This is a genomic window from Enterobacter sp. E12, from assembly GCF_014596715.2.
Taxonomy (GTDB): Bacteria; Pseudomonadota; Gammaproteobacteria; order Enterobacterales; family Enterobacteriaceae; genus Enterobacter; species Enterobacter bugandensis.
On sequence record NZ_CP115601.1, the window covers coordinates 2,494,324 to 2,517,090 of the forward strand.

Annotated in this window: 21 protein-coding genes and 1 pseudogene; 9 read left to right on the forward strand and 13 right to left on the reverse strand. The window is 54.8% G+C overall.

Annotation, left to right across the window (positions count from 1 at the left end):
* Positions 1–41: 41 nt before the first annotated feature.
* Positions 42–1,640 (reverse strand): ABC transporter substrate-binding protein, encoded by a 1,599-nt coding sequence (locus tag IB212_RS11865; protein ID WP_041909779.1) that lies wholly within the window; start codon positions 1,638–1,640, stop codon positions 42–44.
* A gap of 283 nt (positions 1,641–1,923) precedes the next feature.
* Here IB212_RS11865 and IB212_RS11870 point away from each other — a divergent pair, with 283 nt between their 5' ends.
* The 3 genes from IB212_RS11870 to IB212_RS11880 are packed head-to-tail and all read left to right on the forward strand — an operon-like array spanning position 1,924 to position 8,421.
* Entirely contained in the window at positions 1,924–3,264 is a 1,341-nt protein-coding gene (locus tag IB212_RS11870) for an SrfA family protein (protein WP_188245592.1), read from the forward strand.
* 4 nt (positions 3,265–3,268) lie between these two features.
* Entirely contained in the window at positions 3,269–6,250 is a 2,982-nt protein-coding gene (locus IB212_RS11875; protein ID WP_041909777.1) for a virulence factor SrfB, read from the forward strand.
* Positions 6,247–8,421: a virulence factor SrfC family protein gene (locus tag IB212_RS11880; protein WP_041909776.1), complete on the forward strand. Its 2,175-nt coding sequence runs from the start codon at positions 6,247–6,249 to the stop codon at positions 8,419–8,421. The genes IB212_RS11875 and IB212_RS11880 overlap by 4 nt, the downstream gene beginning before the upstream one ends.
* A 56-nt stretch (positions 8,422–8,477) precedes the next feature.
* On the opposite strand, the gene IB212_RS11885 is transcribed toward IB212_RS11880, so the two are convergent.
* The gene (locus IB212_RS11885) at positions 8,478–9,233 is read right to left on the reverse strand and encodes an alpha/beta fold hydrolase (RefSeq protein WP_041909774.1); all 756 of its coding nucleotides are present in this window, start codon (positions 9,231–9,233) and stop codon (positions 8,478–8,480) included.
* Between the two features lie 86 nt (positions 9,234–9,319).
* On the reverse strand, positions 9,320–9,493 hold the full coding sequence (locus IB212_RS11890) for a GhoT/OrtT family toxin (RefSeq protein ID WP_014883956.1): 174 nt from the start codon (positions 9,491–9,493) through the stop codon (positions 9,320–9,322).
* Positions 9,494–9,737: 244 nt separating this feature from the next.
* Here IB212_RS11890 and IB212_RS11895 point away from each other — a divergent pair, with 244 nt between their 5' ends.
* The 3 genes from IB212_RS11895 to IB212_RS11905 are packed head-to-tail and all read left to right on the forward strand — an operon-like array spanning position 9,738 to position 10,632.
* A complete protein-coding gene (locus IB212_RS11895; RefSeq protein ID WP_041912006.1) occupies positions 9,738–10,064 on the forward strand; it encodes a DUF1971 domain-containing protein in 327 nt (108 codons plus the stop codon).
* A gap of 27 nt (positions 10,065–10,091) precedes the next feature.
* Positions 10,092–10,445 (forward strand): DUF1971 domain-containing protein, encoded by a 354-nt coding sequence (locus IB212_RS11900; protein ID WP_041909772.1) that lies wholly within the window; start codon positions 10,092–10,094, stop codon positions 10,443–10,445.
* Between the two features lie 4 nt (positions 10,446–10,449).
* The gene (locus tag IB212_RS11905) at positions 10,450–10,632 is read left to right on the forward strand and encodes a DUF1869 domain-containing protein (RefSeq protein ID WP_003856955.1); all 183 of its coding nucleotides are present in this window, start codon (positions 10,450–10,452) and stop codon (positions 10,630–10,632) included.
* Between the two features lie 39 nt (positions 10,633–10,671).
* Here the strand turns inward: IB212_RS11905 and patD are convergent, their stop codons facing one another.
* The 7 genes from patD to IB212_RS11940 all read right to left on the reverse strand — a co-directional run bounded on the left by patD (position 10,672) and on the right by IB212_RS11940 (position 17,989).
* Positions 10,672–12,096 carry an aminobutyraldehyde dehydrogenase gene (gene patD / locus IB212_RS11910; RefSeq protein ID WP_041909770.1) on the reverse strand — a complete coding sequence of 475 codons (1,425 nt, stop codon included), beginning with the start codon at positions 12,094–12,096 and terminating at the stop codon, positions 10,672–10,674.
* Positions 12,097–12,120: 24 nt separating this feature from the next.
* Positions 12,121–12,927 (reverse strand): ABC transporter permease, encoded by an 807-nt coding sequence (locus tag IB212_RS11915; RefSeq protein ID WP_041909768.1) that lies wholly within the window; start codon positions 12,925–12,927, stop codon positions 12,121–12,123.
* The gene (locus IB212_RS11920) at positions 12,917–13,861 is read right to left on the reverse strand and encodes an ABC transporter permease (protein WP_188245591.1); all 945 of its coding nucleotides are present in this window, start codon (positions 13,859–13,861) and stop codon (positions 12,917–12,919) included. Before IB212_RS11920 ends, IB212_RS11915 begins: the two co-directional genes overlap by 11 nt.
* A 1-nt stretch (position 13,862) precedes the next feature.
* Positions 13,863–14,876, reverse strand: a complete 1,014-nt coding sequence (locus IB212_RS11925) for an ABC transporter ATP-binding protein (RefSeq protein ID WP_126345484.1) — start codon at positions 14,874–14,876, stop codon at positions 13,863–13,865.
* 17 nt (positions 14,877–14,893) lie between these two features.
* Positions 14,894–16,039: a putative ABC transporter substrate-binding protein YdcS gene (gene ydcS / locus IB212_RS11930; RefSeq protein ID WP_047365016.1), complete on the reverse strand. Its 1,146-nt coding sequence runs from the start codon at positions 16,037–16,039 to the stop codon at positions 14,894–14,896.
* Between the two features lie 270 nt (positions 16,040–16,309).
* On the reverse strand, positions 16,310–17,719 hold the full coding sequence (locus IB212_RS11935; protein ID WP_048956125.1) for a PLP-dependent aminotransferase family protein: 1,410 nt from the start codon (positions 17,717–17,719) through the stop codon (positions 16,310–16,312).
* 81 nt (positions 17,720–17,800) lie between these two features.
* Positions 17,801–17,989, reverse strand: a complete 189-nt coding sequence (locus IB212_RS11940) for a hypothetical protein (protein ID WP_041909758.1) — start codon at positions 17,987–17,989, stop codon at positions 17,801–17,803.
* Positions 17,990–18,448: 459 nt separating this feature from the next.
* On the opposite strand from IB212_RS11940, the gene IB212_RS11945 reads away from it, so the two are divergent.
* Both IB212_RS11945 and IB212_RS11950 read left to right on the forward strand, forming a co-directional pair.
* Positions 18,449–18,820: a hypothetical protein gene (locus IB212_RS11945; RefSeq protein WP_041909756.1), complete on the forward strand. Its 372-nt coding sequence runs from the start codon at positions 18,449–18,451 to the stop codon at positions 18,818–18,820.
* A complete protein-coding gene (locus IB212_RS11950; protein ID WP_223239572.1) occupies positions 18,817–19,311 on the forward strand; it encodes a YbjP/YqhG family protein in 495 nt (164 codons plus the stop codon). Before IB212_RS11945 ends, IB212_RS11950 begins: the two co-directional genes overlap by 4 nt.
* 324 nt (positions 19,312–19,635) lie before the next feature.
* Here IB212_RS11950 and IB212_RS11955 read toward each other — a convergent pair.
* The 3 genes and pseudogenes from IB212_RS11955 to IB212_RS11965 form a co-directional block, all read right to left on the reverse strand.
* Positions 19,636–20,021, reverse strand: a pseudogene (locus tag IB212_RS11955) (M15 family metallopeptidase).
* Positions 20,005–20,352, reverse strand: coding sequence for a phage holin family protein (locus IB212_RS11960; RefSeq protein ID WP_041909754.1), 348 nt, complete (start codon positions 20,350–20,352; stop codon positions 20,005–20,007). The pseudogene IB212_RS11955 and the gene IB212_RS11960 overlap by 17 nt, the downstream one beginning before the upstream one ends.
* An 80-nt stretch (positions 20,353–20,432) precedes the next feature.
* Positions 20,433–21,098 (reverse strand): hypothetical protein, encoded by a 666-nt coding sequence (locus tag IB212_RS11965; protein ID WP_041909752.1) that lies wholly within the window; start codon positions 21,096–21,098, stop codon positions 20,433–20,435.
* 654 nt (positions 21,099–21,752) lie between these two features.
* On the opposite strand from IB212_RS11965, the gene IB212_RS11970 reads away from it, so the two are divergent.
* Entirely contained in the window at positions 21,753–22,673 is a 921-nt protein-coding gene (locus tag IB212_RS11970; protein ID WP_041909750.1) for a hypothetical protein, read from the forward strand.
* Positions 22,674–22,767 lie beyond the last annotated feature (94 nt).

The window sequence follows — 22,767 nt, forward strand, 5'->3', positions numbered from 1 at the left end:
TTTGCCGGGTGGTGGCTTACGCCTCACCCGGCAATAAATGCTTAGTTCAGCTTCGCTTTAGAGAAATCGCTGCCCATCAGGCTCACGCTGTATCCGGTCACGTTGCTGCGGGTTGCAAAGAACGTTTTGCCGTTTGCCAGCGCGATCCACGGTGCCTGCTGGTAGAAAATCTCCTGCGCCTGGCCGTACAGTTTCGCACGCTCGGCCGGATCGCTGGTCAGCTTCGCTTTTTGCACCAGTGCATCATAACCCTTATCGCACCAGCGCGCGGCGTTTGACCCGGTTTTAATGCTGTTGCAGCCCAGCAGCACATCGGCGAAGTTGTCCGGGTCACCGTTATCGGACATCCAGCCGAACAGCGCGGAGTCGTGCTCGCCTTTGCGCATCCCGGAGAGGTATTCGCCCCACTCGTAAGAGACGATTTTGGCCTTCACGCCGACTTTCGCCCAGTCGCTCTGGATCATCTCCGCGATACGACGCGAGTTAGGGTTATACGGACGCTGAACCGGCATTGACCACAGCGTGACCTCTGCGCCCTTCTCCAGTCCGGCCTGCTTCAGCAGCGCTTTTGCTTTATCAGGATCGTAGCTGTAGTCCTGCAGATCTTTATTAAAGCCCAGCATATTTGGCGGGATCGGCGATTTTGCCACCGTACCGGAGCCCATAAAGACCGCATTAACGATAGCCTTCTTGTCGGTCGCGTAGTTCAGCGCCTGACGCACCAGCACGTTATCGAACGGCTTTTTCTCGGTGTTAAACGCCAGATAGCCGACGTTCAGCGCATCGACAGAGTGCAGCGTCAGGTCTTTGTTCTTTTTAATCACGTCAAACTGAACCGGAGACGGCGCAGGAATAATCTGACACTCGTTGGTCTGTAATTTCGCCAGGCGGGTTTCCACGTTTGGCGTAATGGAGAAGATAAGATGTTTGGTCGGCACCTCGCCATCCCAGTAGTTCGGATTAGCGACGTAGCGGATCAGCGAGTCCACCTTGTACTGCTGGAGCACATAGGGCCCGGTACCGATCGGCCAGGTATCTACGTTCTCAGGCGTGCCTTTTTTCAGCATCACATCGGCGTATTCGGCGGAGAGAATCGACGCGAAATCCATTCCCCAGTCGGCCAGGAACGCGGCGTTGGGTTCACTCAGGGTGAACTGAACGTGATAATCATCGACCTTCTTTACGTCCTGAATCAGCTTATCGAACCCGACATCGTTGAAGTATTCGTAGTTGCCCTGGGACACATTATGGTACGGGTGTTTAGGGTCTTTCTGACGCATCACCGAGAAAATAACGTCATCGGCGTTAAAGTCGCGCGTCGGTTTGAAGTATTTGTTGCTGTTGAACTTCACCCCTTTGCGCAGGGTAAAGGTATAGGTCTTGCCGTCCGGTGAAATCGTCCAGGATTCCGCCAGCGACGGGACCGGGGTATTTTTCACCGGGTCGAAATTGATCAGGCGGTTGTACAGAACCTGAGAGCTGGCCACGAACGACGGGCCGGAGCTGGCGATTTGCGGGTTGAACGACTCTGGCGATGCCTCGGAGCAGTAAATAAGGGTGTCGTTGTTTGCCGCCCATGCAGCACCGGCTGGTAAAAGAGCGCTCAGCGCAAGGGCGAGCAGCGTTTTCCCTGTAGACATAGTTATAACCCTGACAGTTTTATTATATAGGTCAGTAATAACAGCACAGCCCTTATCACCTGGCAAATAACGAAACACTATCAGGTTATTCTAAAGCCGCGTTTTTTGCCGGTTTTGCCGCCAGTGCAAAAAAAGGTGATTTGCCTTAAGTGACGTTATTCGTCAAGCACAACCGTCACGATCTATGCCGCAAGAAATCGGCGCTTTTAGCGTCTCTTCCTCCGTTTGTTTGCTTCCTCGTTTCGTTAAAGTAACGGTGTGAAGAAGTATATGGGATCAAATCGTGGCAAAAACTCTTTTACGCAGCGGTAATCTGGATGATTTTCAGGCCGTTGGCGGCGGCGGACAGGCCGTTTTTGAATCAGCGTTACAAATCCGGGAAGCGCTTCGATTGCGCAAACAGCAGGCCATAGTGGACTGTCTGGCTATTCCTCAGGTCAACGACAGCGGCGACCGTGTGGACTGGTATTCCCCCGTTGAGGGAAGCGTCACCAGCTGGAAGGCGGCCAGTGAAGACGACCGCTATCGCGCCCTGCGCTATCTGGAAAACACGCTTGCCAGCGTTGAGTCGTTAAGCAAGAAATGCCTCCAGTCGCCCAAAACCGCGCAGCAGCTTTTCGGCTCGCTGCTGTCGAAAGCGTTTCAGTTTCCCGGCGAGAATTTTGTTTTCCTGGTCGCAGGAAAGCCGATTATTTGCTTCTGGGGTTTTGTAAACCTGAACGAAAATGCGCGCGACGATGTCCTCGACTGCCTGCGTGAAGCGTTGATCCCCGAGCCTGCCCCCGTTGTGATTGAAGAGCCCGAGCCAGAACCCGCGCCCGAACCGGCCATCACCTTTGAAAAAGCAGACGAGCCGCTGATTGCGCCCATCACCGCCGTGCGTATTACGCCGGAAGAACTGTATGAGCCGGAGCCCGCGCCGGTTGTTGCGCAACCCGCTCAGGAACCTGCGCCTGTTGCCGTCACGAAAAAACGTCGCATTCCCCTGTGGACCCTGCCGGTTGCCGCCGTGATTGTGGCAGCCGTTGCCGCGCCGCTGCTGTGGCCAAAACAGGCCCCTTCGGCAGAGCCCGCTCCGGCACCGGCTCCTGAGCCCGTGGCTATTGCACCGCAGCCGATCAAAGCGGTAGAGCCGCTGGCTATGAATCTCCCCCTGCAACAGGCTGAGGTCGTCGCCAGTAAAGAAAAAGAACCCGCGCCTGCGCCTGAAGCCGCACCGGTGGTAATTGTTCCGATCCCGAAAGATGCCATGGTGATGGAAGCTGGTCAGGTGAAAGCCGGGTCGACGCGCTTCCTGAACGGTACCTGGCGAGCGGTTCTCGACGTGAAAGATCCGGTCACCGGCAAGCCGCCATCAATGCGCTATCAAATCCAAAACAATAAAGGTTTTGCCCGCGTCGTGCACGGCGACAACATTGTCTGCCGCGCGGAGATTTTCTCCGGGCTACACAGCAATGGCGAGCTGATGATTAAAAGTCGCGGCAATGCTCGCTGCACCGACGGTTCCCGCTATCCGATGCCGGAAGTCGCCTGTAAAGCCGGGGCCAGCGATATCGCAGAATGTCGCGCTCGCTACGATGCCAACACCGTCGTCCCACTGACGTTCAAGAAAGCAGGTGCCTGATCCTATGCTGGTAAATCTTTGCGACTATAAACAAAGCGTCACGCTTATTGCCAACAGCGGCGTGCAGTTCCTGGATTTCGGCCTGACGCCGCAGGACACCGCCAGCAACGGGCGCTTCGTACGTAAAACCGCGAACGGCCCCCTTTTGCGACTCGATTTCGACCTGGTGAACGGGCGCTATACCCTGCCGGGGACGAACGGCGGTCAGCCTGAAGTGGTTAAACCGGAAACCACCATTCCGCTGCATCAGTCCCTTGCCGTGCTGGACGGCGTCTGGCTTCCCGTGCCCTTCCTGCGCTTCAACCCGCCGCGGACCTTTGTGGAAGGACCGGATAACTGGGCGCGCGTTCAGGTGCGCAAGCTCGAGAAGCCCGACACGGCAGGCAACTCGCACCGCGTCACCCTCGCGCTCGACAGCCAGATCGCGGAGCATGCCACTTCCGCCCTGTCGCCGGTTGAAAACGATATTCTGAATGGAACCCGCTTTGCGCTGGCGTGGCACGATAGTGAGGTAGAAAGCTTCCTCGACCAGACCTGGATTGACGGCTGGCTGCGTGAGGCATTTACCCAGTATGCCGACGGCGTGGAAAACCGCTCTGAACGCGACCTGCATCAGGCGATGCGCAGTTTTGAATATCAGGCCCACTGGCTCAATGTACTGACCATGCTCGGTGAACAGCTCACCGTGCCGGAAGTGAAATTTGTCACCCATACGCTCAGCACGCCTGCCATTCCTGTCGACCTGATCCTCGACGTGGGCAACACCCACACCTGCGGCGTCATTATCGAAGACCACGGTGATGCAAACGACGGGCTCCGGCAGACCGCCGAGCTGCAGGTTCGTTCGTTAAGCGAGCCGCAGTTCCTGAACGAGCCTCTCTTTACCAGCCGTCTTGAATTCTCCGAAGCGCGTTTTGGCAAACAGCACTTCTCGGTGGAAAGCGGTCGCGAAGATGCGTTTGTCTGGCCGTCGATTGTTCGCGTGGGCGATGAAGCCCGCAAGCTGGCGATGCAGCGCCTGGGAACCGAAGGTAACAGCGGCATCTCCAGCCCGCGCCGCTACCTGTGGGATGAAACGCCTGTCGTGCAGGACTGGCGCTTTAGCCAGATGAACGGCAAAACCCAGCGTGAACCGCTCGCCACGGCGTTTCCGCTGATGAACCTGATGAACGATGACGGTGAGCCGCTGTTTACGCTGCCGCAGGACGAGCGGCTGCCGGTCTTTTCGCCGCAGTACAGCCGCAGCACGCTGATGACGCACATGCTGTGCGAGCTGCTGGCGCAGGCGCTGGGCCAGATCAACAGCGTCGCCACCCGCCTGCGCCTGGGCTTCCCGGCCTCGCCGCGCCAGCTGCGCACCCTGATCCTGACCCTGCCCTCGGCCATGCCGAAGCAGGAGCGCGAGATTTTCCGTCGCCGCATGTTTGAAGCCATTGCCATCGTCTGGAAAGCGATGGGCTGGCACCCGCAGGATGAAGATTTTGCCACCCGCAAGCAGCAGGAAAAAAGCGTGGTGCCGGTCCCTGAGATCCAGATGGAGTGGGATGAAGCCAGCTGCGGTCAGTTGGTCTGGCTGTATAACGAAGCGATTTCCCATTTTGGCGGCCAGACGGAAGCCTTTTTCGCCTCCCTCGCCCGCACGGATCGTGAACCTGAGCCAGGCGTGCAGCCGGGGCGCGCATTACGCGTCGCGTCTATCGACATCGGCGGTGGCACCACGGATATGGCAATAACCCACTACCAGCTTGATGACGGCTCCGGTAATAACGTCAAAATCACCCCGCAGCTGCTGTTCCGCGAAGGGTTCAAGGTGGCGGGCGACGATACCCTGCTGGACGTGATTCAGCGCTATGTCCTGCCCGCCCTGCAAACGCAGCTGCAGAAATCCGGCATTGCGGACGCCTCGCTGCTGATGGCGTCGCTGTTCGGCGACTCCGGGCGTATTGATACCCAGGCGGTACTGCGCCAGCAAACGGCGCTTCAGCTCTTTATGCCGCTTGGCCACGCCATTCTTTCCGCGTGGGAAGCCAGCGACATTGACGATCCGCTGGCGGGCCTGCATGCCACCTTTGGCGAACTCCTTGCGCAGAAACCAACCCGCAACGTGATGAACTATCTTCAGCAGGCAATCGATCATGCCCTGCCGGCGGGCTCAGAAGCCTTCGACCTGTTCGCCGTGCCGCTGCACGTGAACTTCCGCGAAATGCAGGATGCAATGCTGGCCGGTCAGTTTACGCTGACCTCGCCGCTCCACGCTGTGTGTGAAGCGATTTCCCATTACAGCTGCGATATTCTGCTCATCACCGGGCGCCCGGGCTGCCTGCCGGGCGTTCAGGCGCTGATTCGGCATCTGCAGCCGGTGCCGGTCAACCGCATCGTCTGGCTGGATAAATATCAGGTTCACGAGTGGTATCCCTTCAGCCAGCAGGGGCGCATAGGCAATCCGAAATCGACCGCCGCGGTGGGGGCCATGCTCTGCAGCCTGGCGCTCGATCTGCGTCTGCCGCGCTTTAACTTTAAGGCCGCGGACATTGGCGCGTATTCAACGGTGCGTTATCTCGGCGTGCTGGATAACACCGTCAACACCCTGCGCGAGGAGAACGTCTGGTATCAGGATATCGATCTCGATAAACCCGGCGCGAAGCTCGACGCGCGGCTGCACTTCCCGCTGCGCGGTAACGTCACCCTCGGTTTCCGCCAGCTGGCGAACGCGCGCTGGCCCGCCACGCCGCTTTATACGCTCAGCATCAACTCGGCTGAACTGGCAAAAGCGATTGCCGGCGACGGCGTGCTTAACGTGCGGCTTAAGCTCTGCGGCGGCAGCAAGCAGGAGGGCCCGGAGGCCTTCGAGCTCAGCGATGCCTGGCTGCAGGACGGCACGCCGGTTGCGCCTGACGCGTTAACCTTCAAACTGAATACCCTGGCCGATCGCCGACACAGCGGTAGCCACTACTGGATCGACAGCGGGAGCGTATACCTGAAATGACAGCGACCACGACCACCACTCAGGCCTTGATCGGGTGGATTAATGAGACGCGCCTGAACGCCCCTGTGCTGGATAACGATGCTGATGCCCTGCTTGCTCGCATCAACGCGGCGCAGGCGCGGGAGCAGGCCATTGAACGCGCCCTGACCCGCCGGAGCAGCATTGGGCTTTACGGCTATTCTCAGAGCGCCAAAGCGCACCTGCTGCTGTCGCTGTGCGGCAGCGGTAACGGGCGCATGAACGTGATGCCGGGCCAGCGCACCTTTGACTATTTTTCGCATATTAACCCAGGGCATGCCCTGACCAACATGGCCGTGCGCTTCACCCGAGACACCCCGGAGGTAGCGGATGAGGCGTTTCCGCTGCGTCTGAGCCTGGTCACCGAGGCCGAACTGGTACAACTGTTTATTGCCCGCACGACGCTGCACCCGCAGATGCGTGCGGTGGATAAGGCGGTCATTGAGACGCGTCTGGAGAAATGGCGCGGCCTTCGCCAGCCGCAGAGCGTGCCCGGCATCACGGCGCAGGATGTGGGTGCGATTTCGCGTTTCTGGCAAAGCACGGTACCCGCCGCGAGACAGCAAATTGATGACGCCCTGTGGCATGAGTTTGCCCAGCTGGTGCCATCGCTCGATCTCAGCACCCGCGCCAGCGTCTGGTCGCTGCTGTGGGGCGAGCAGCAGGAGTTAACCCAGCAGTGGCTGAAGCTTGCCCACGTGCTGCATCAGACCAGCCATGCGAGCGAGCTGGCTGCGCCGCTGAGCCTGCTGGTGGACAGCTTTGGTCTGCCTGGTGAAGGGTTCCTGACGCACGGCACCTTAACCCAGCAGGAAACTCAGGAGACGCTGCTTCATCCGCTGAACAACGGTGAAATGCTCAACGCCATCAGCATCCCGGTCGACGTGCTTGCTTTCCTTACCCGCGAGCTGGTCTTGCCGATTGAGAATGGCGCGCTGGATAACGTTGATATCATTGATATTCCGGTCTTTGAAGACGGCAGTGCCGATCCTTTAGTACAGGCTAAATGCCAGTGGCTGCTTGAACATTACCGCCAGCAGCTCCAGCCGGATGTGCTGGTTATCTGCAACGCGACAGCGCGGCACGAGCAGACGGCCCAAAAAGCAAAAGTGTTAATTAACTGGATTAAAGAGACCCAGCCTGCCGAGGAGTCTGCCCTGCCGGGGCTGGTGTGGGCGATCACACCGCATGACGCTCGTTTCACTACCCGACAGAATCTCGATGAAGCCGTACAGCATCTGCTGGGCAAGCCAGGCCTGCGCTGGGGAACTCTGCAGGCGCTGGACAGCCACAGCATGCAGCGCGTCATTGAGTGGTTGTCTCAGGCGACGCTCCCGGCACAGCGGCAGAAGCGCCTTGGCACGCTGAAAAACCTGCTGCGGCAGGAGATCGCGTCGCTGATGCAAAGCTATCTGGCGCCGCTGGTTGAGGAACCGGGTACACGACGTGCTCAGGCCGAAAATATGGTGCGCACGCTGCAAAGCAGTGCCGCCCGTCACGGGGAGCTGCTTGAGGGCCTGCTGCCGCCGCTGAAAGCCTTTGAAACGCTGCTCGCCGTTCAGCAGCCGCGCGAGGAGCAGGTGAACGGGCTGTTCACGGACACCATCGATCTGTTCGCCGATAACGCCCAGGAAAGCGCAGGACGATTCCAGACAAAAGACAAAGCGCGCCTGGCGCACAGAGTATGGATAAATCATCTGCGCCAGTGGAGCCGCAATGAAGCTACCGCCGCCCGTCTTGGTCTGGAGCCCGCGGTGCTGCAGCAAATTGCGGATGTGCTGGTGGTAACCAGCTACCGGCTTAATCTGCCGCAACAGCTTCAGCAAATTGTCGACGCGGATAAAAGCAGCGCGGCGCAGCTGCATGCGGTGATAGGGAATTTCGTTGGTTGGCTGGGTTACGACCAGACCCCGTCAGCAGAACGCCCCGCAAGCCGCATTCGCAAAGGTCAGGCAATCTTTGTTACGCCCGTCGTCAGCAGTGCCGCACCGCGCCTGACGCGTCTGGGGGAGCAGCCTGTTCATGCGGCCACCGCGTACGTTTATGACTGGCTGGTTGCCCTCTATAACCGGGCAATCGAAAACATTGATTATCAGCACCCGCATGATGTTCAGCCTGACGCACGTCGGGCACTGCGGGCTTTAATCCTGTAGAGGCCTATCTTGCCGGGTAGCGCTGCGCTTACCCGGCCTATATTCAGCAACGATAATCACGCCGCCATACACTCCGCTAACGCCTGCGCCAGTGCCGACGGGTTTTCCCACGACATGGAGTGCCCCGCCGCAGGGATGATTTTGACCTCAACGCCCTTCAGCTTCAGATTATCCACATCGTCATCCGGCAGTGAGAGCTCACCAAAAATCAACGTCACCGGGCAAGGTAGCGACAGAAATTGCGCTTCCCAGTCCGGCTCAACACCGGCGACCAGGCTTGATGCGCCGCGCCAGACGGCATAGGGTGCATTGCTTTGCAGGCACCCGGCCCAGGCGGTGGTCTCTTTGCGGAGCATGGCATTATAGCCCTGCGCCACAAACTGGTGTTCAGTTTGCGCCGCAATAGAGCGGCTAAACATCCCCCCACCTGCGTGAAAATTGGGCTCCGACACCATCAGTCCCTTCACGCGCGGTGCCAGCAGCCCCGCCGTTTCTATAGCAATGCTGCCGCCCATGCTGTGACCGTATAACCAGAAGGCATCCAGCTGAAGATGGTCAATCAACTCCGCCACGACGCGCGCCTGTTCAGTCGTTTTATAGCTGTAATGTTCAGGCTTATCGCTGTAACCGCTGCCGGGTAAATCGATGAGAATAGCTCTGCGCCCGTCAAACTGAGGGTCTCGGACGACGCGAGGATATTCATAGGAAGAGGCGCAGCCCAATCCGTGGATAAAGACTACGGGATCGCCAGAACCGGGCAAATCATGCCAGCGCACGGTGCAACCCGCATGATGCGAGTAAAAACTGTTCATAAGCACTCCTTTTACGATGCACTGTGTATTTATACAGCCATCGTAACTGGAATGCTATGTTCATCTTTCGAAATTGGAAGGATGCTTCAGAAAAGAGAAATCAGCAGCGCAACGGGGAAACTCATCGGCCAGGTCGACCCGACCAGAAACGCGCTAAGCAGGCGGATGCGCTTGCGGTCTTTAGAAAGGAACCAGGTAATCAATGCACAGATGGAAGCCATCACTGCGTAAAAAACCAACATCTTTTGATACAACGTCATTCTGTATACCAGAGCCGAAAAAATAACCGCACGCAATATGCGTCATATGTTGATACAGATCAAGTTTTTTCATTACATAATAACCACTTGAATATTACGGCTAATAACAACTGAGTATTTTGTATTACAAACAGGGGGAGCCACCCATTATCTTCATTGATAACATGCAAGTGAAATGCACTTTTTGATAAATCTTCTCTTCCGCAAAGGCGTCTAATAAAGGCAGACATACATGGGAGGCAATATGCTACGCATTCCGCAAAGCTGTATTCATACCCGCTCTACCCCTTTCTGGAATAAAGAAACCGCCCCCGCCGGGATCTTTCAGCGTCATCTCGACACGGGTACCCGTCCGGGCGTTTATCCCCGCCTGTCCGTTATGCAGGGTGCCGTCCGTTACCTGGGTTATGCTGATGAACATGCCCCTGAGCCTGACAGCACACTGATTATCAGGGCCGGCCACTTCGGTGTTTTTCCCCCTGAGAAATGGCATCACATCGAGGTGATGAGCGACGACACGCTGTTCAATATTGAATTTTTCGTCGAACCAGAGGTGTTGAAGTCGCTTTAAGCGGCTTTTATTTACGAGGAAACCCTTATGCTACGTATCCCTGAGAATTTTGTTCATACCCGCTCCACGCCATTCTGGAACAAAGACACTGCGCCAAAAGCCCTTTTCACCCACCATAATACGAAAGCCAGCGTATATGGCCGTTTGTCGGTGATGCAGGGTGCGGTGCGCTATTTCGGTTTCCCGAACGCTGACGCGACCGAACCGGATCTGGAGCTGGTGATTGAAGCCGGATCGTTTGGCATCTCGCCGCCGGAGAAATGGCACCGCATCGAGCTATTGACCGGCGATACCTATTTCAATATCGACTTTTTTGCCGATCCTGACGTTACGCTTCAGGGCGCGGGCATCGGCAAAGTGGTCAATACACATAAGGAGTAACCGCGTGGGTAAAGCAACGTACACAGTGACCGTGACCAACAACAGCAACGGCGTCTCGGTGGATTATGAAACAGAGGCCCCCATGGAGTTGCTCATCCCCGACGTCGCCGCAGACGTGGTCAAAGATCTGGTGAATACCGTCCGCGCTTACGACACGGAAAATGAGCACGAGGTGTGTGGCTGGTAAAGCAAACGCCCGGCGATGCAGACCGCCGGGCATGATTTCCTAATGTTTTATCATCACATGCCGGACAACCGTATAATCCTCAAGCCCGTACACCGACATATCCTTTCCATAGCCAGACAATTTCATGCCGCCGTGCGGCATTTCGCTCACCAGCATAAAGTGGGTATTGACCCAGGTGCAGCCGTACTGCAGACGAGCGCTCAGGCGATGGGCGCGTCCCACGTCTTTCGTCCAGACCGACGACGCCAGGCCGTACTGCGAATCGTTCGCCCAGGCCAGGACCTGCGCTTCATCGTCGAATTCGGTGACGCTCACCACCGGTCCAAACACTTCTCGCTGAACGATGGCATCGTCCTGTTTCGCCCCGGCCAGCAACGTTGGCTGGAAGTAGTAGCCCGCCCCCTCTTTTTTGCTCCCGCCCGTCACCACGCGGATATGGCCAAGGGCTTTCGCCTCGTCAACCGCCTGACAGACGCGTGAAAGATGGGCAGCCGAGCTGAGCGGACCGAGTTCAGTAGACTCATCCTCCGGGGCACCCATTTTGAGGCTGGCGACCGCGGCACCGAGCTTTTCCACCAGCCGGGCATAGATCCCCTTCTGGGCATAGATACGGCAGGCCGCCGTACAGTCCTGCCCGGCATTGTAGAAACCAAACGTCCGCACGCCTTCTACAACCGCATCCAGGTCGGCGTCATCGAACACGATAACCGGCGCTTTACCGCCCAGCTCCATGTGGGTGCGCTTAATGGAGGACGCCGTGTGGCCGATGATATGCTCCCCGGTGGCAATCGAACCGGTCAGCGACACCATGCGCACTTTTTCATGTCCGGTGAGCGGGTCGCCCACCGTTTTTCCACGGCCAAACAGCACGTTGAGAACGCCAGCCGGGAAGACATCTTTCGCCAGCTCCGCCAGCTTCAACGCCGTTAGCGGCGTGATTTCAGACGGCTTGATGACCACACAGTTACCGGCCGCCAGCGCAGGCGCCAGCTTCCATGCCGCCATCATCAGCGGGTAGTTCCACGGCGCGATAGAGGCAACCACGCCCACCGGGTCGCGGCGGATCATCGACGTGTGGCCGTCAAGATACTCACCCGCGGCCAGCCCATTCAGGCAGCGGGCCGCCCCGGCGAAGAAACGGAAAACGTCGACCACTGCGGGAATTTCATCGCCCAGCGCACAGTGCAGCGGCTTGCCGCAGTTGAGGGATTCGAGCCGGGCAAACTCTTCGCCATGCGCTTCAATCGCATCCGCGAGTTTCAGCAGGCACTCGGCGCGCGTTTTCGGTGTCGTTTGTCCCCACTCAGTAAAAGCCCGGTCGGCGGCCTGAACCGCCGCGTCGACCTGTGCCGCTGACGCTTCAGCAATCTCCAGCAGCACCTCTCCGGTGGCCGGGTTATAGACAGGCTGTTTCTCTCCCTCTCCGGCAACCAGTTCACCCTTTATCAGCAGATGTGTTTGCATAGCATTGTCCTGTTCAAATCAATGTTATTTCCCGCCGCCGGCGATGTTCTCGCCGTCGCGGGTTAGCCACCAGGCTCCCAGAATGGGGATGGTTGTTACCAGCATCACCAGCAGTGCAACGACGTTGGTGACCGGCACGTCGCGCGGACGGCCTAGCTGATTGAGCAACCACAGCGGTAACGTGCGTTCGTGTCCCGCCGTAAAGGTTGTGACGATAATTTCGTCAAACGACAGGGCAAACGCCAGCATTCCCCCGGCCAGCAGCGCGGAGCCCAGGTTGGGCAGCACCACATAGCGGAAGGTTTGCCATCCGTCGGCCCCGAGATCCATCGACGCTTCCACCAGACTCCAGGAGGTGCGTCTGAACCGCGCAATCACGTTATTGAAGACCACCACCACGCAAAACGTGGCGTGCCCAACCACGATGGTGAAAAACCCCGGCTCAAGGTTGATTGTTTTGAACGCTGTCAGCAACGCCAGGCCGGTGATGATCCCCGGCAACGCAATCGGCAGCAGCAGCAATAGCGAGATCGCGTTCTTGCCAAAAAACTCGCTTCGCCAGAGCGCCGCTGCAGCAAGCGTGCCAAGCACCAGGGCTATCGCGGTGGATAGCGCGGCAACCTGAAGTGACAACGTCACCGATTCGATGATATCGCCGCGCCCCGCCGCCGCAGTAAACCACTTCAGCGTCAGCCCCTGAGGCGGAAAGCTGTAGGCAGCATCTTCGGTATTAAAGGCATAGACTGCGATAATCAGCAGCGGGAAGTGCAGGAAGATGACGCCTCCCCACGCTGCCACTTTCAGGAACAGCGGTGCGCGTTCAGAGTGCATCGAATGCTCCCAGACGCTTCACGAACGCCAGATAGAGTGAAATCAGCACGATGGGAACCAGCGTGAACGCGGCGGCCATGGGCATATTGCCGATCGCCCCCTGCTGGGAGTAGACCATGTTACCGATGAAAAACCCCGGCGGCCCGACCAGCTGCGGTACGATGAAATCCCCCAGCGTCAGGGAAAAGGTGAAGATTGAACCCGCGGCAATACCCGGTATAGCCAGCGGCAGAACGACATAGCGGAAGGTCTGGCGCGGGCGCGCGCCGAGATCGGCTGAGGCCTGCAGCAGCGAAGCCGGCAGACGTTCCAGCGCCGCCTGAACGGGCAGGATCATAAACGGCAGCCAGATATAGACGAAGACCAGAAACCGCCCCAGCCCGGAGGTGGATAAGGTGTTGCCGCCTACCGCAGGTAGCGTAAGGATCGAGGTCAGGAGCGGCTCCAGCCCCAGGTGATTGAGGAACCACTGTGCCACGCCGTCCTTCGCCAGCAGCAGCGTCCAGGCGTAGGCTTTGACGATGTAGCTCGCCCACATTGGCAGCATCACGGCGATATAGAAAAACGCTTTCCACTTGCCGCGGGTGTATCGCGCCATGTACCAGGCCATCGGGAACGCCAGAATAGCGCTGGCAATCGTCACCGCAATCGCCATCGTTAACGTGCGCAGGATGATGTCGTAGTTTGCCGGGTTGAAGAGCGCCAGAATGTTCGCCAGGGTCAGATCCGGCGTGACCGCCATGGTGAAATCGTCAAAGGTGTAAAAAACCTGCCACAAAAGGGTCAGCAGCGATCCTAAATAGACAATGCCAAACCACATCAGCGGTGCAAGCAGAAGCAGGAACAGTCCGAGCGACGGTTTACGCCAGAACAGTGACGTAATGCGGCTTATGCGGCCGCGCGGGGTGGGAGGGTGCGCGACACTCATAGCCATTTCACCTCTCCTCCTGCAGGCGAATCATCGCCTCGCGCGACCACGACGCCGTGACGGCCTGCCCCGGCGCAATGCCGCTTAGCGGCGAGAAATCGCTGAGATTGGCCTGGCTCACCAGCAGTTTGGCACCGTCGGCGAGCCTGAGCTCAAGGCGCGTGGCAGCCCCCTGATATTGAACGGCTTGGACGATGCCCTGCACCTGAACCTCACCCCCCTCATTCAGGCGGATATGTTCCGGACGCAGGGAGTAGCTGCCCTCCATGCCGCAGACTTTATGCGCCAGGCCTGCATCGAAGACGTTCGAGGTGCCGACAAAACCGGCGACAAACGGCGTGCGTGGGCGCATGTAGAGATCGCGCGGGGTATCGACCTGCTCGATGCGCCCATTATTGAACACCGCCACCCGGTCCGACATGGAAAGGGCTTCCCCCTGATCGTGGGTGACGAAAATAAAGGTGATGCCGAGTTCCTGCTGAAGTTTCTTCAGCTCGAACTGCATCTGCTCCCGCAGCTTGAGATCGAGCGCGCCTAACGGCTCGTCGAGCAGCAGGACGCGCGGTTCATTCACCAGCGCCCGCGCGATGGCCACACGCTGGCGCTGGCCTCCGGAAAGCTGCGAAGGCTTGCGGGCGACGGCAAAGCTTAAGCCCACTTTTTCCAGCGCGTCGCGAGCCTGCGCGTGGCGTTTTTTCTTGTCGACGCCTTTCACCATCAGCCCGTAGGCGACGTTATCGAGGATCGACATATGCGGGAACAGCGCGTAATCCTGGAATACGGTGTTCACGTCCCGCTCCCACGGCGGCAGCGCGCTCGCCTCTTTGCCAAAGATAGATATCGTGCCGCCAGACAGCTGCTCAAAGCCGGCAATCAGACGCAGGCAGGTGGTTTTGCCGGAGCCCGAAGGCCCCAGCATGGAGAAGAATTCTCCGTCACGAACGGCAATGGTGACCCCATCCACCGCCCGCACGTCGCCGTACAGACGGGAAACGTCATTAAACTCTACCGCGTACGTCATGTTCTGCTCCCGGATGATTAACGGCCACCCATGATGGCGATGTAATCCTGCGTCCAGCGGCTGTAAGGCACATATTTTCCGCCTTCTGCGATGGGGGTTTTCCAGAACATGATTTTGTCAAAATAGTTATAGCCGTTGGTTTCACAGCCCTTGTCACCCAGCAGCGTGCTGGCCTTACACCCTTCAGGCACGACGGGCAGCGAGCCAAACCATGCCGCCAGATCGCCCTGCACTTTCGGCGTGAGCGACCAGTTCATCCACTTGTAGGCGCACATCGGGTGTTTTGCCTGCGCATGCAGCATGGTGGTATCCGCCCAGCCGGTCACCCCCTCTTTCGGGAAGACGGTGGCAACGGGCTGGTTCTCGCCCTTCAGGGCATTCGCCTGATACGGCCAGGCGCTGGAGGCCACGACGCCTTCATTTTTGAAGTCACTCATCTGGACGGTGGTGTCATGCCAGTAGCGGTGGATCAGGGCATGCTGGTCGCGAAGTACCTTGAGCACGGCGGCATACTGTTCTTCAGTGAGCTGATACGGGTCGCTAATACCCAGCTGCGGCTGAGTGGCTTTGACGAACAGCGCCGCATCGGCGATATAAATCGGACCGTCGTATGCCTGCACGCGTCCCTGATTGGTTTTGCCGTCCGGCAGATCCTGCTTCGTAAAGACCACGCTCCAGCTGTCCGGCGGCGTCGGGAAGGTTTTGGTGTTGTACATCAAAAGATTGGGCCCCCACTGATACGGCGTGCCGTAGACCTTGCCGCCCACGTTAAACCACTCGCCCTTCACGATGCGCGGGTCAAGGGTTTTCCAGTTGGGGATCAGTTCCGGGTTAATCGGCTGAACGCGTTTTCCCATAATCAGGCGGAGCGAGGCATCACCTGACGCGGTGACAAGGTCGTAACCTCCCTTCGCCATCAGGCTGACCATTTCATCGGACGTGGCCGCCGTTTTAACGTTGACCGCACAGCCGGTCTCTTTTTCAAACTGGGTAACCCAGTCATAATTTTTATCCGTCTGTCCGCGTTCGATGTACCCCGGCCAGGCGATAATATCCAGTCGGCCTTCCCCGCCGCCAATGGCCTTTGGTGGTTCTGCGGCTTGCGCGGTCATGATAGTCATGCCGAGCGCGCACAGGCTGCTGCGGGCAAATTTTTTGCTCATAAGATTTACTCCTGTCGCAATGAAATTTAGCGGCAGCCGTGCCGTAAAAATATCTCCCTTATTAAACGTAGACCGCGCAAATGCGCCGCACCGTTCGGCTTAAGGAAATTTCATCAAGGTGTGACCGAGGACGCATTCCCCGTTAACTGGATTATAGACAAGGAGTTAGCCTCGAAAGCCGGTATGCAGATTTCATATGATACGGCACCGCAAAATATTTGCCGTGCCGTCGTCAGGATAAGAAATGATTATTTAAATAAAGGGGAAAAGTTATTCCATCATTGTGCTAATTAATTTACCTAACTGAATGACCGCCTGCTCTTCCCGCTCACCCCATGCCCAGGACGTATTAAACCGGAAGAACGGCGTCCACGCGTCAGAGGTGGAAAACATCTTTCCCGGCGCAATGCTGATATGGTGCGTTAAGGCCTTTTCGCTCAGCAGCCCCGCGTCCAGCTGCGCAGGTAGCTCCAGCCATAAAAAGTAGCCGCTGTCGTTGTGGTGGATTTTGACGCCGGCGGGCATATGGCGCAGAAGCGACTGCCAGGCCTGTTGTTTTCGCTCGGCGAGCGTGCGTCGCAGGCGGCGCAGATGGGCGTCGTAGCGCTTGGTCGCCAGGTAGTCCACCAGCGCCAGCTGCATGGGAGAACTGGTTGATAAGGTGCTCATCAGCTGCAGCTGCTGAATGCGGCGCGCGTGTTTTCCTGCCGCCACCCAGCCGATGCGAAACCCCGCCACCAGGCATTTTGAAAAGGAAGAGCAGTGAAGCGTCATATCTACCCGATCCCAGGCTTTGGCCGGAAGCGGTTTTTCGCGACCAAAATAGAGCTCGCTGTAGACATCGTCCTCGATCAAGGTGACGTTGTGCTCCGTCAGGAGCGCGACCAGACGCGCTTTTTTTTCCGCACTCAGCGTGAAGCCAAGCGGGTTTTGGCCGTTGGTCATGAGCCAGCAGGCTTTTACGGGGTAGTCGTTCAGCGCCTGCTCCAGCGCATTCAGATCGATCCCCTCCCGGACGTCTGTGGCGACCGACAGCGCTTTTAGCTTCAGACGCTCCAGCGCCTGCAGCGCGCCGTAAAAACACGGGTTTTCAACAATCACCCAGTCTCCTGGCTCCGACACCGCCTGCAAACTCAGGTTGAGGGCCTCAAGAGCGCCTGCGGTAATGACGATCTCGTCCGGCGAGATGTTCATCCCCTGCTGCGCATAACGGCGCGCAATGGCGTGACGAAGTTCAGCGTTACCGGGCGGCAGGTTCTCAATCACACTCATTGCGGTAGCGGTTTTACTGACGTTTGCCAGCGAGCGGTTGAGCTGCTGAAGCGGGAAAAGCCGGGGGTCGGGAAACGCGGAGGCGAAAGGAACAACGGACGGATCGCGGCTGGCCTGTAAGACCTCGAAAATGTAGGTGTTGATATCTACCGCTTCGTCACGCATTACCTGGGCAGGCGGCGCAGGCTGTTGTGCGGTCGGGCGCGAGGCAACGTAATAGCCCGACTGCGGCCTGGCGACAATGCGCCCCTGACTTTCCAGCATCTGATACGCGTGGCCAACGGTCATAAAGCTCATGCCGCTGCTTGCCACCTGCTCTCGCAGGGAAGGCAGCTTATCGCCCGGCAGCCAAACGCCAAGCTCAATCTGCGAGATAATTTGTTGCGCCAGACGCTGGTATTTTTTCATCAGATTCTCCTTATTGCCGACAGTGTATATCAGCAGGAGAAAAAGAGAAGATTTTGCTAACTGTTATAGTTTAAGTAAAAATTACTTACGGTACTCGGTAACGTGGCTATGCGCCTGACGCGCAGCGGCCAGGTGATCGAGCGTGATCATTGACGATTTGCAAAAGATGCATTTCGCACCGAGCGGGTTTTTCTCAGATACATCAAAGACTGAGGTACGGTACTGCGAGCCATGACAGCATGGGCAGCGGAAATGGATATAAGAAGTCATAGGATTCTCCTGAAACGTTAAAACGTAAATTACTAATGGGCCGATTGGGCATAATGGTTTTAAACAAAACGAATCGGAATGTAGATAAAGACCCAAGAGAGGCTGCGGAGAGGCACAACGTGATGAGAACTGCTTTAAAAACTACGTCAGATATTTATTTGGACTCAAAACCAGAAAACCATTAACGCACGGCGCTGACGACAAAGCAAGCGGTTTAATGCGGAAAATTCATAAAAAGGATGTTTTTTATTCCCTCATGCTCGTCCATGTTATTAACTATTGATGTTTATACTCCCCGGCCACAAACACATAACCACATGAAATATAAATATAATATATAACATTTTTTGCCTACTCATCTCTTCAACCACAGAGTATTAACAACAGGCTGATGAACACTCTGCTACTTGTCTTGCTCAAGCAGGAATTTCGCTCTTACCTTACAGAAAGGAACTATCAATGAGTTGGAATAAAGACGCGGCTGTTTCTTACCTCCGCTCGCATGCGCTTGGACACTCTCATAACGAATGCGCGAAGTTTACACGTCGTGCCATAATCGCTGGCGGCATTACGCTTGAACGTACACATGATGCAAAGGATTATGGACCAAAACTTTTGCGTGCAGGATTTAAAGAGGTTCCTCCTGGTTCAACGTTGCTTAGCGGAGATGTGGCTGTAATTCAGCCCTATCCCGGGGGAAACTCAAGCGGCCATATGACAATGTTCGACGGCACTCGGTGGATCTCAGATTTTACCCAGCTCAGTATGTACCCCGGGCCGGGTTACCGCCACGCACAACCAGCCTATAAGATTTACAGGATGAGTCGATGATGAGGGGGATTATAATTACTCTGGCGTTATTATTATCAGCTTGTACGTGCGTACCTCAGCAGAGTGCTGCCGAACGGGCGGAAGAATTTTACTCCAACTATCTGACATTTTTGGCGGAAAGTGATGGTGAATACCCTCAGCTTAGAGAGTACGTTGCGGCAGATACGCTATCACGACTTAACGAGATAGAGTCTATTCCTGAACAGGAAATCCTGGGGTCAGATTATTTCGCTTATGTTCAGGATTATGATCCCTCTTGGGTGAAGCGGCTTGAGGTTGGTGCGGCGCATCAATTCATCAATGGCGAAGTTCTTCCTGTCCGGATTGGTATTGAGAACGGCGGGTTTCTTAATCTTGAAGTCTATATGCGTCGTGAAGACGGAAAGTGGAAAATTTACCGCGTGAGTGACGTAACCGATCGCTACGAGCACCCCATATTTAATGCCGGAGCAATTACTCGGGCAAAGTTATTAGCGAAAAGCGGACTTTAAGCACATCTATAAATAATACACTGGGCAAACTGTTATAGGTAAATATGCCGGGTCTGTTTCTGCAACCCAGAGCTGGCGCGGCTTAGAATGGCATCGACATAATTACATCGCGGAGTTTTGCATGTTTGGTTTGGATGCTTTTCACCTTGCGCGGATGGAGATAAAAACATTTCTTACTTTTTCAATAAGATCAGAAGCATAATCTACAATCACCCCCATAATTATCTTGCAAAACAGCCAAAGATAAATCGTTTTAAATCAGGCATATAATAATAGTTTTGGGGAAGCCCCCTGTTCACTTCCTTGTGTATTTAATGACCTATATCACCGGGTTATCATCAAACTCCATTGTTCGCATGTCGTTACCAGCGTCTTCCAGTCGCCTCCCCATTCAACAGGGGTGTTTAACCCTGAGCGGCCTGCTTGAAAGCTTCAGCGATTTTCCTGTAAAGCGGGAAATCCCACGAAACAGTCCCACCAACATAGGCCACAACGTCAACGGCCTCTCCGGTAAGGTGTCGGCTGTTCATGGTCTGACTTTTACCCTCAGCATAAAGCTGTTTCTGGCGTTCCTGTGTGCGGACACCTTCATTAATACCGAAATCCACCGCGGACAATTCAAGCGCACGGCGTACAACGGCCACCAGTTGCGGCTTTACTCCTTTGAGATTGTTTTCACTGCGCTGAGAAAACTTAAAGTTGTTTGTCATCGTTAATACCCTTCTTACTTGCAAATAACGTTACAGCCGCATTAATCAGAGAACGGCACCTGTCGGCTCCAGCACCACCAACAGCAACCCCCACAACAAAAGACCAGTCGATATCTGAAACCCCTAACTGCTCCAAAAAAGCTGAAACGGCCAGAGCTACAAAGAAACAGATAAAGCCAGCATTTATTGCGCGTCGCCACGCCAGCCCATCCCATAGGGAAAAAGCTATTGCAATGCAGAAAGCCGTAAGTGCTGACTGAATTGACAGGCGGTGCTCATGTAAAAAATGAAGTACCGGACCCCAGCCCCCTGGCGGGGTGTAGTTCTGCATGATTCCTCCCCAATTGCAGACATAAAAAAACCGCCCTCAGGCGGTTTAAATGAAAGATTTAATATCCTTCCGTTTATCCATTAAGAAATTGACTCAAACCTCAACATTTCTCTATCAATGATGCTCTTAATATTATCAGTCAGATTACGATAAATAGGCGTAATTTCGTTAGTATATCGCTCGTCGTTATAAAACTTATTTTTGTTAACCAATTTAACGACATCATCTAATATGCCCGAAATCACACTACTTTCAAGGTGTTCTGGTTTCAAAAGTAGCTTGATTTTCCATGACTGAGAGCACATTTCTTGAAGATGGTTAGTCCTCATCTCCATAAAGGAAGTGATCTTTTCAGAGTTAATTTTTTCTCGGGCGCGCTCTTGATGTAGGAAATTAGATGCGTTCATAACTCCCTGAAAACTAGCCAAATATAGTGAGGTAGTTTCACGCAAATCATTGACCCAATCTTTTCTGTTCGCGGTGACAATTTGTGCTTTAAGTGTTTTATTTGCCAACTCACTTTGCTGCGCCAATTGTTTTTCTAAAGACTTGGAATTATGTTTTAAAGCAAAATAAGCAACCAACGCTGGAATAGCACCACCAATAAATGCAGCAGCTATAGTGTCCGAAATTACCGACTTATCTGCATTTTCAATAATAACTTTTGGGATTTTATCCAATGCCAACCTAGCATTATAGAAAACTTCCGCACTGCTCAATTGAAATGGTACGCCCAGCCAAGCCATAAACTCCTCCTTTGTTAGGAAGTTATGATACCAATAGCTCAGCTCAACTAGCCAGACTCACTTTGAGTAAAACAAAAAAAAGCCTGCTCGGACGAACAGGCCTCCATCAGGAGTAAAGGGAAGTAACGAGTATGATGTCGGGTGCCTCCCGATGGGGATCTGGTCAGCCACCAGCCCCCCGCGTCTCTCTATCGCTTTCAGAATTTGCTGTTTTCGCCCCTCCGCTAGGGGGATTCATCATTGCTCAAAAGGCATTCCATCCAGAGGATGCCGTATAAAGTTAGCAGACAAATTATCAAGCGCAACGAATGAGTTAAAAATAATTTAATGGGAGCACACCACCCAACAAACCACCCCACCTTAATGGGATGAGATGATGCGCTCTGTTCGTTTATAGACCGACGATATGACAGGGGTACTGGTGCAATACACCTTCGCGAATACCCGGTTGCGGGGCCAAATACTCTGGCTCGCCACCAGACGCGACAGTAGCCCCAGGAACAGGATCGGTCAGCCCCATAAATGCTGTGAATCCTCTCAAAAGGAGGGGAAGTAAGTACGCCAAACTAATCAATTTCAAAAGTGAAACTAAGATATGGAGATCTCAATTGTCTGACGATAAAATAAACGGTCCAATATCGAATGGAGCGATTCATGATTTTTCTCAAAACAGAAAATGGCAGCGTAAAAGTTGACGACTGGGAGTTAATCACTTCAAGACCAAATTTTGTTGCCAAAATAGCAAAAGGCGATCATCAGTTTGAGGAGATTATTGGTTACTATAAATTTAAGGAAGAAATCCACTGTGGTTTAACTGGATGCAACCAGCCACACCAAATGGGTTACATAGTCAAAACCTCAAAAGGCATAGAAACCAACATTGGCAACAAATGTGGAAAAAACGAATTCGGAGTTGAGTTTGGTGAAAACGTTCTCAGTTTCAATAAGTTCATGCAACTTGAAACGAACCGGGAAATTATTTGTACCGCAAAAGATAAATGTGATACCTGGCATAAAAATTTAGAGGAGCTACGAAGCGTCAAACCCACTATTGATTACCTTTCTTTTGCTATCGAAAAGAGTAAAAATTCCAATTTTTCTGGCAGGCTTGGAGCTGCAGAAATCCGCCTTTTAGAAAAAACGCAGACTAGCGTTGTGACTCTTTCAGAAGTTGAAACAGACAAGAAGACCAGAACTATTCTTTTTGCGATGAATAAACATATGCGGGAATCCGGTGAGGCAACGAGCGAATACGACATGGGGAAAGTATCATTCAGCCACGTCCTGTTACCAGAGAATAATCTGCGCAACTTATTTGTATCAATGAATGAAGATCTAAAAAAAATCCGCGCCATTGATGTATCAACAGCGCCAAGCCCTGAGATTGCTGAAGTTGCAAGAATCGCCGACACAATTGAAGAGCGAATCAAACAATTAAAAAATCTAAAACATCAAGCCAGCAAGTTCTTAACAAAAAATAACCTAATGCCTATCGCTAGTAAAATTAAATACTCTACGACAGCAGAAGAAATTGAGTTTCATAACTTTATGACCTTTTTAAATTGGCTTAAGTAATGAAAAAGCCCCGATAGGGGCTTCTTGTTGAAATCTTTAAGGGCGTTACTCCGCATGATTAGAACTATGCACGACAACTTCGGACAAAATCAAG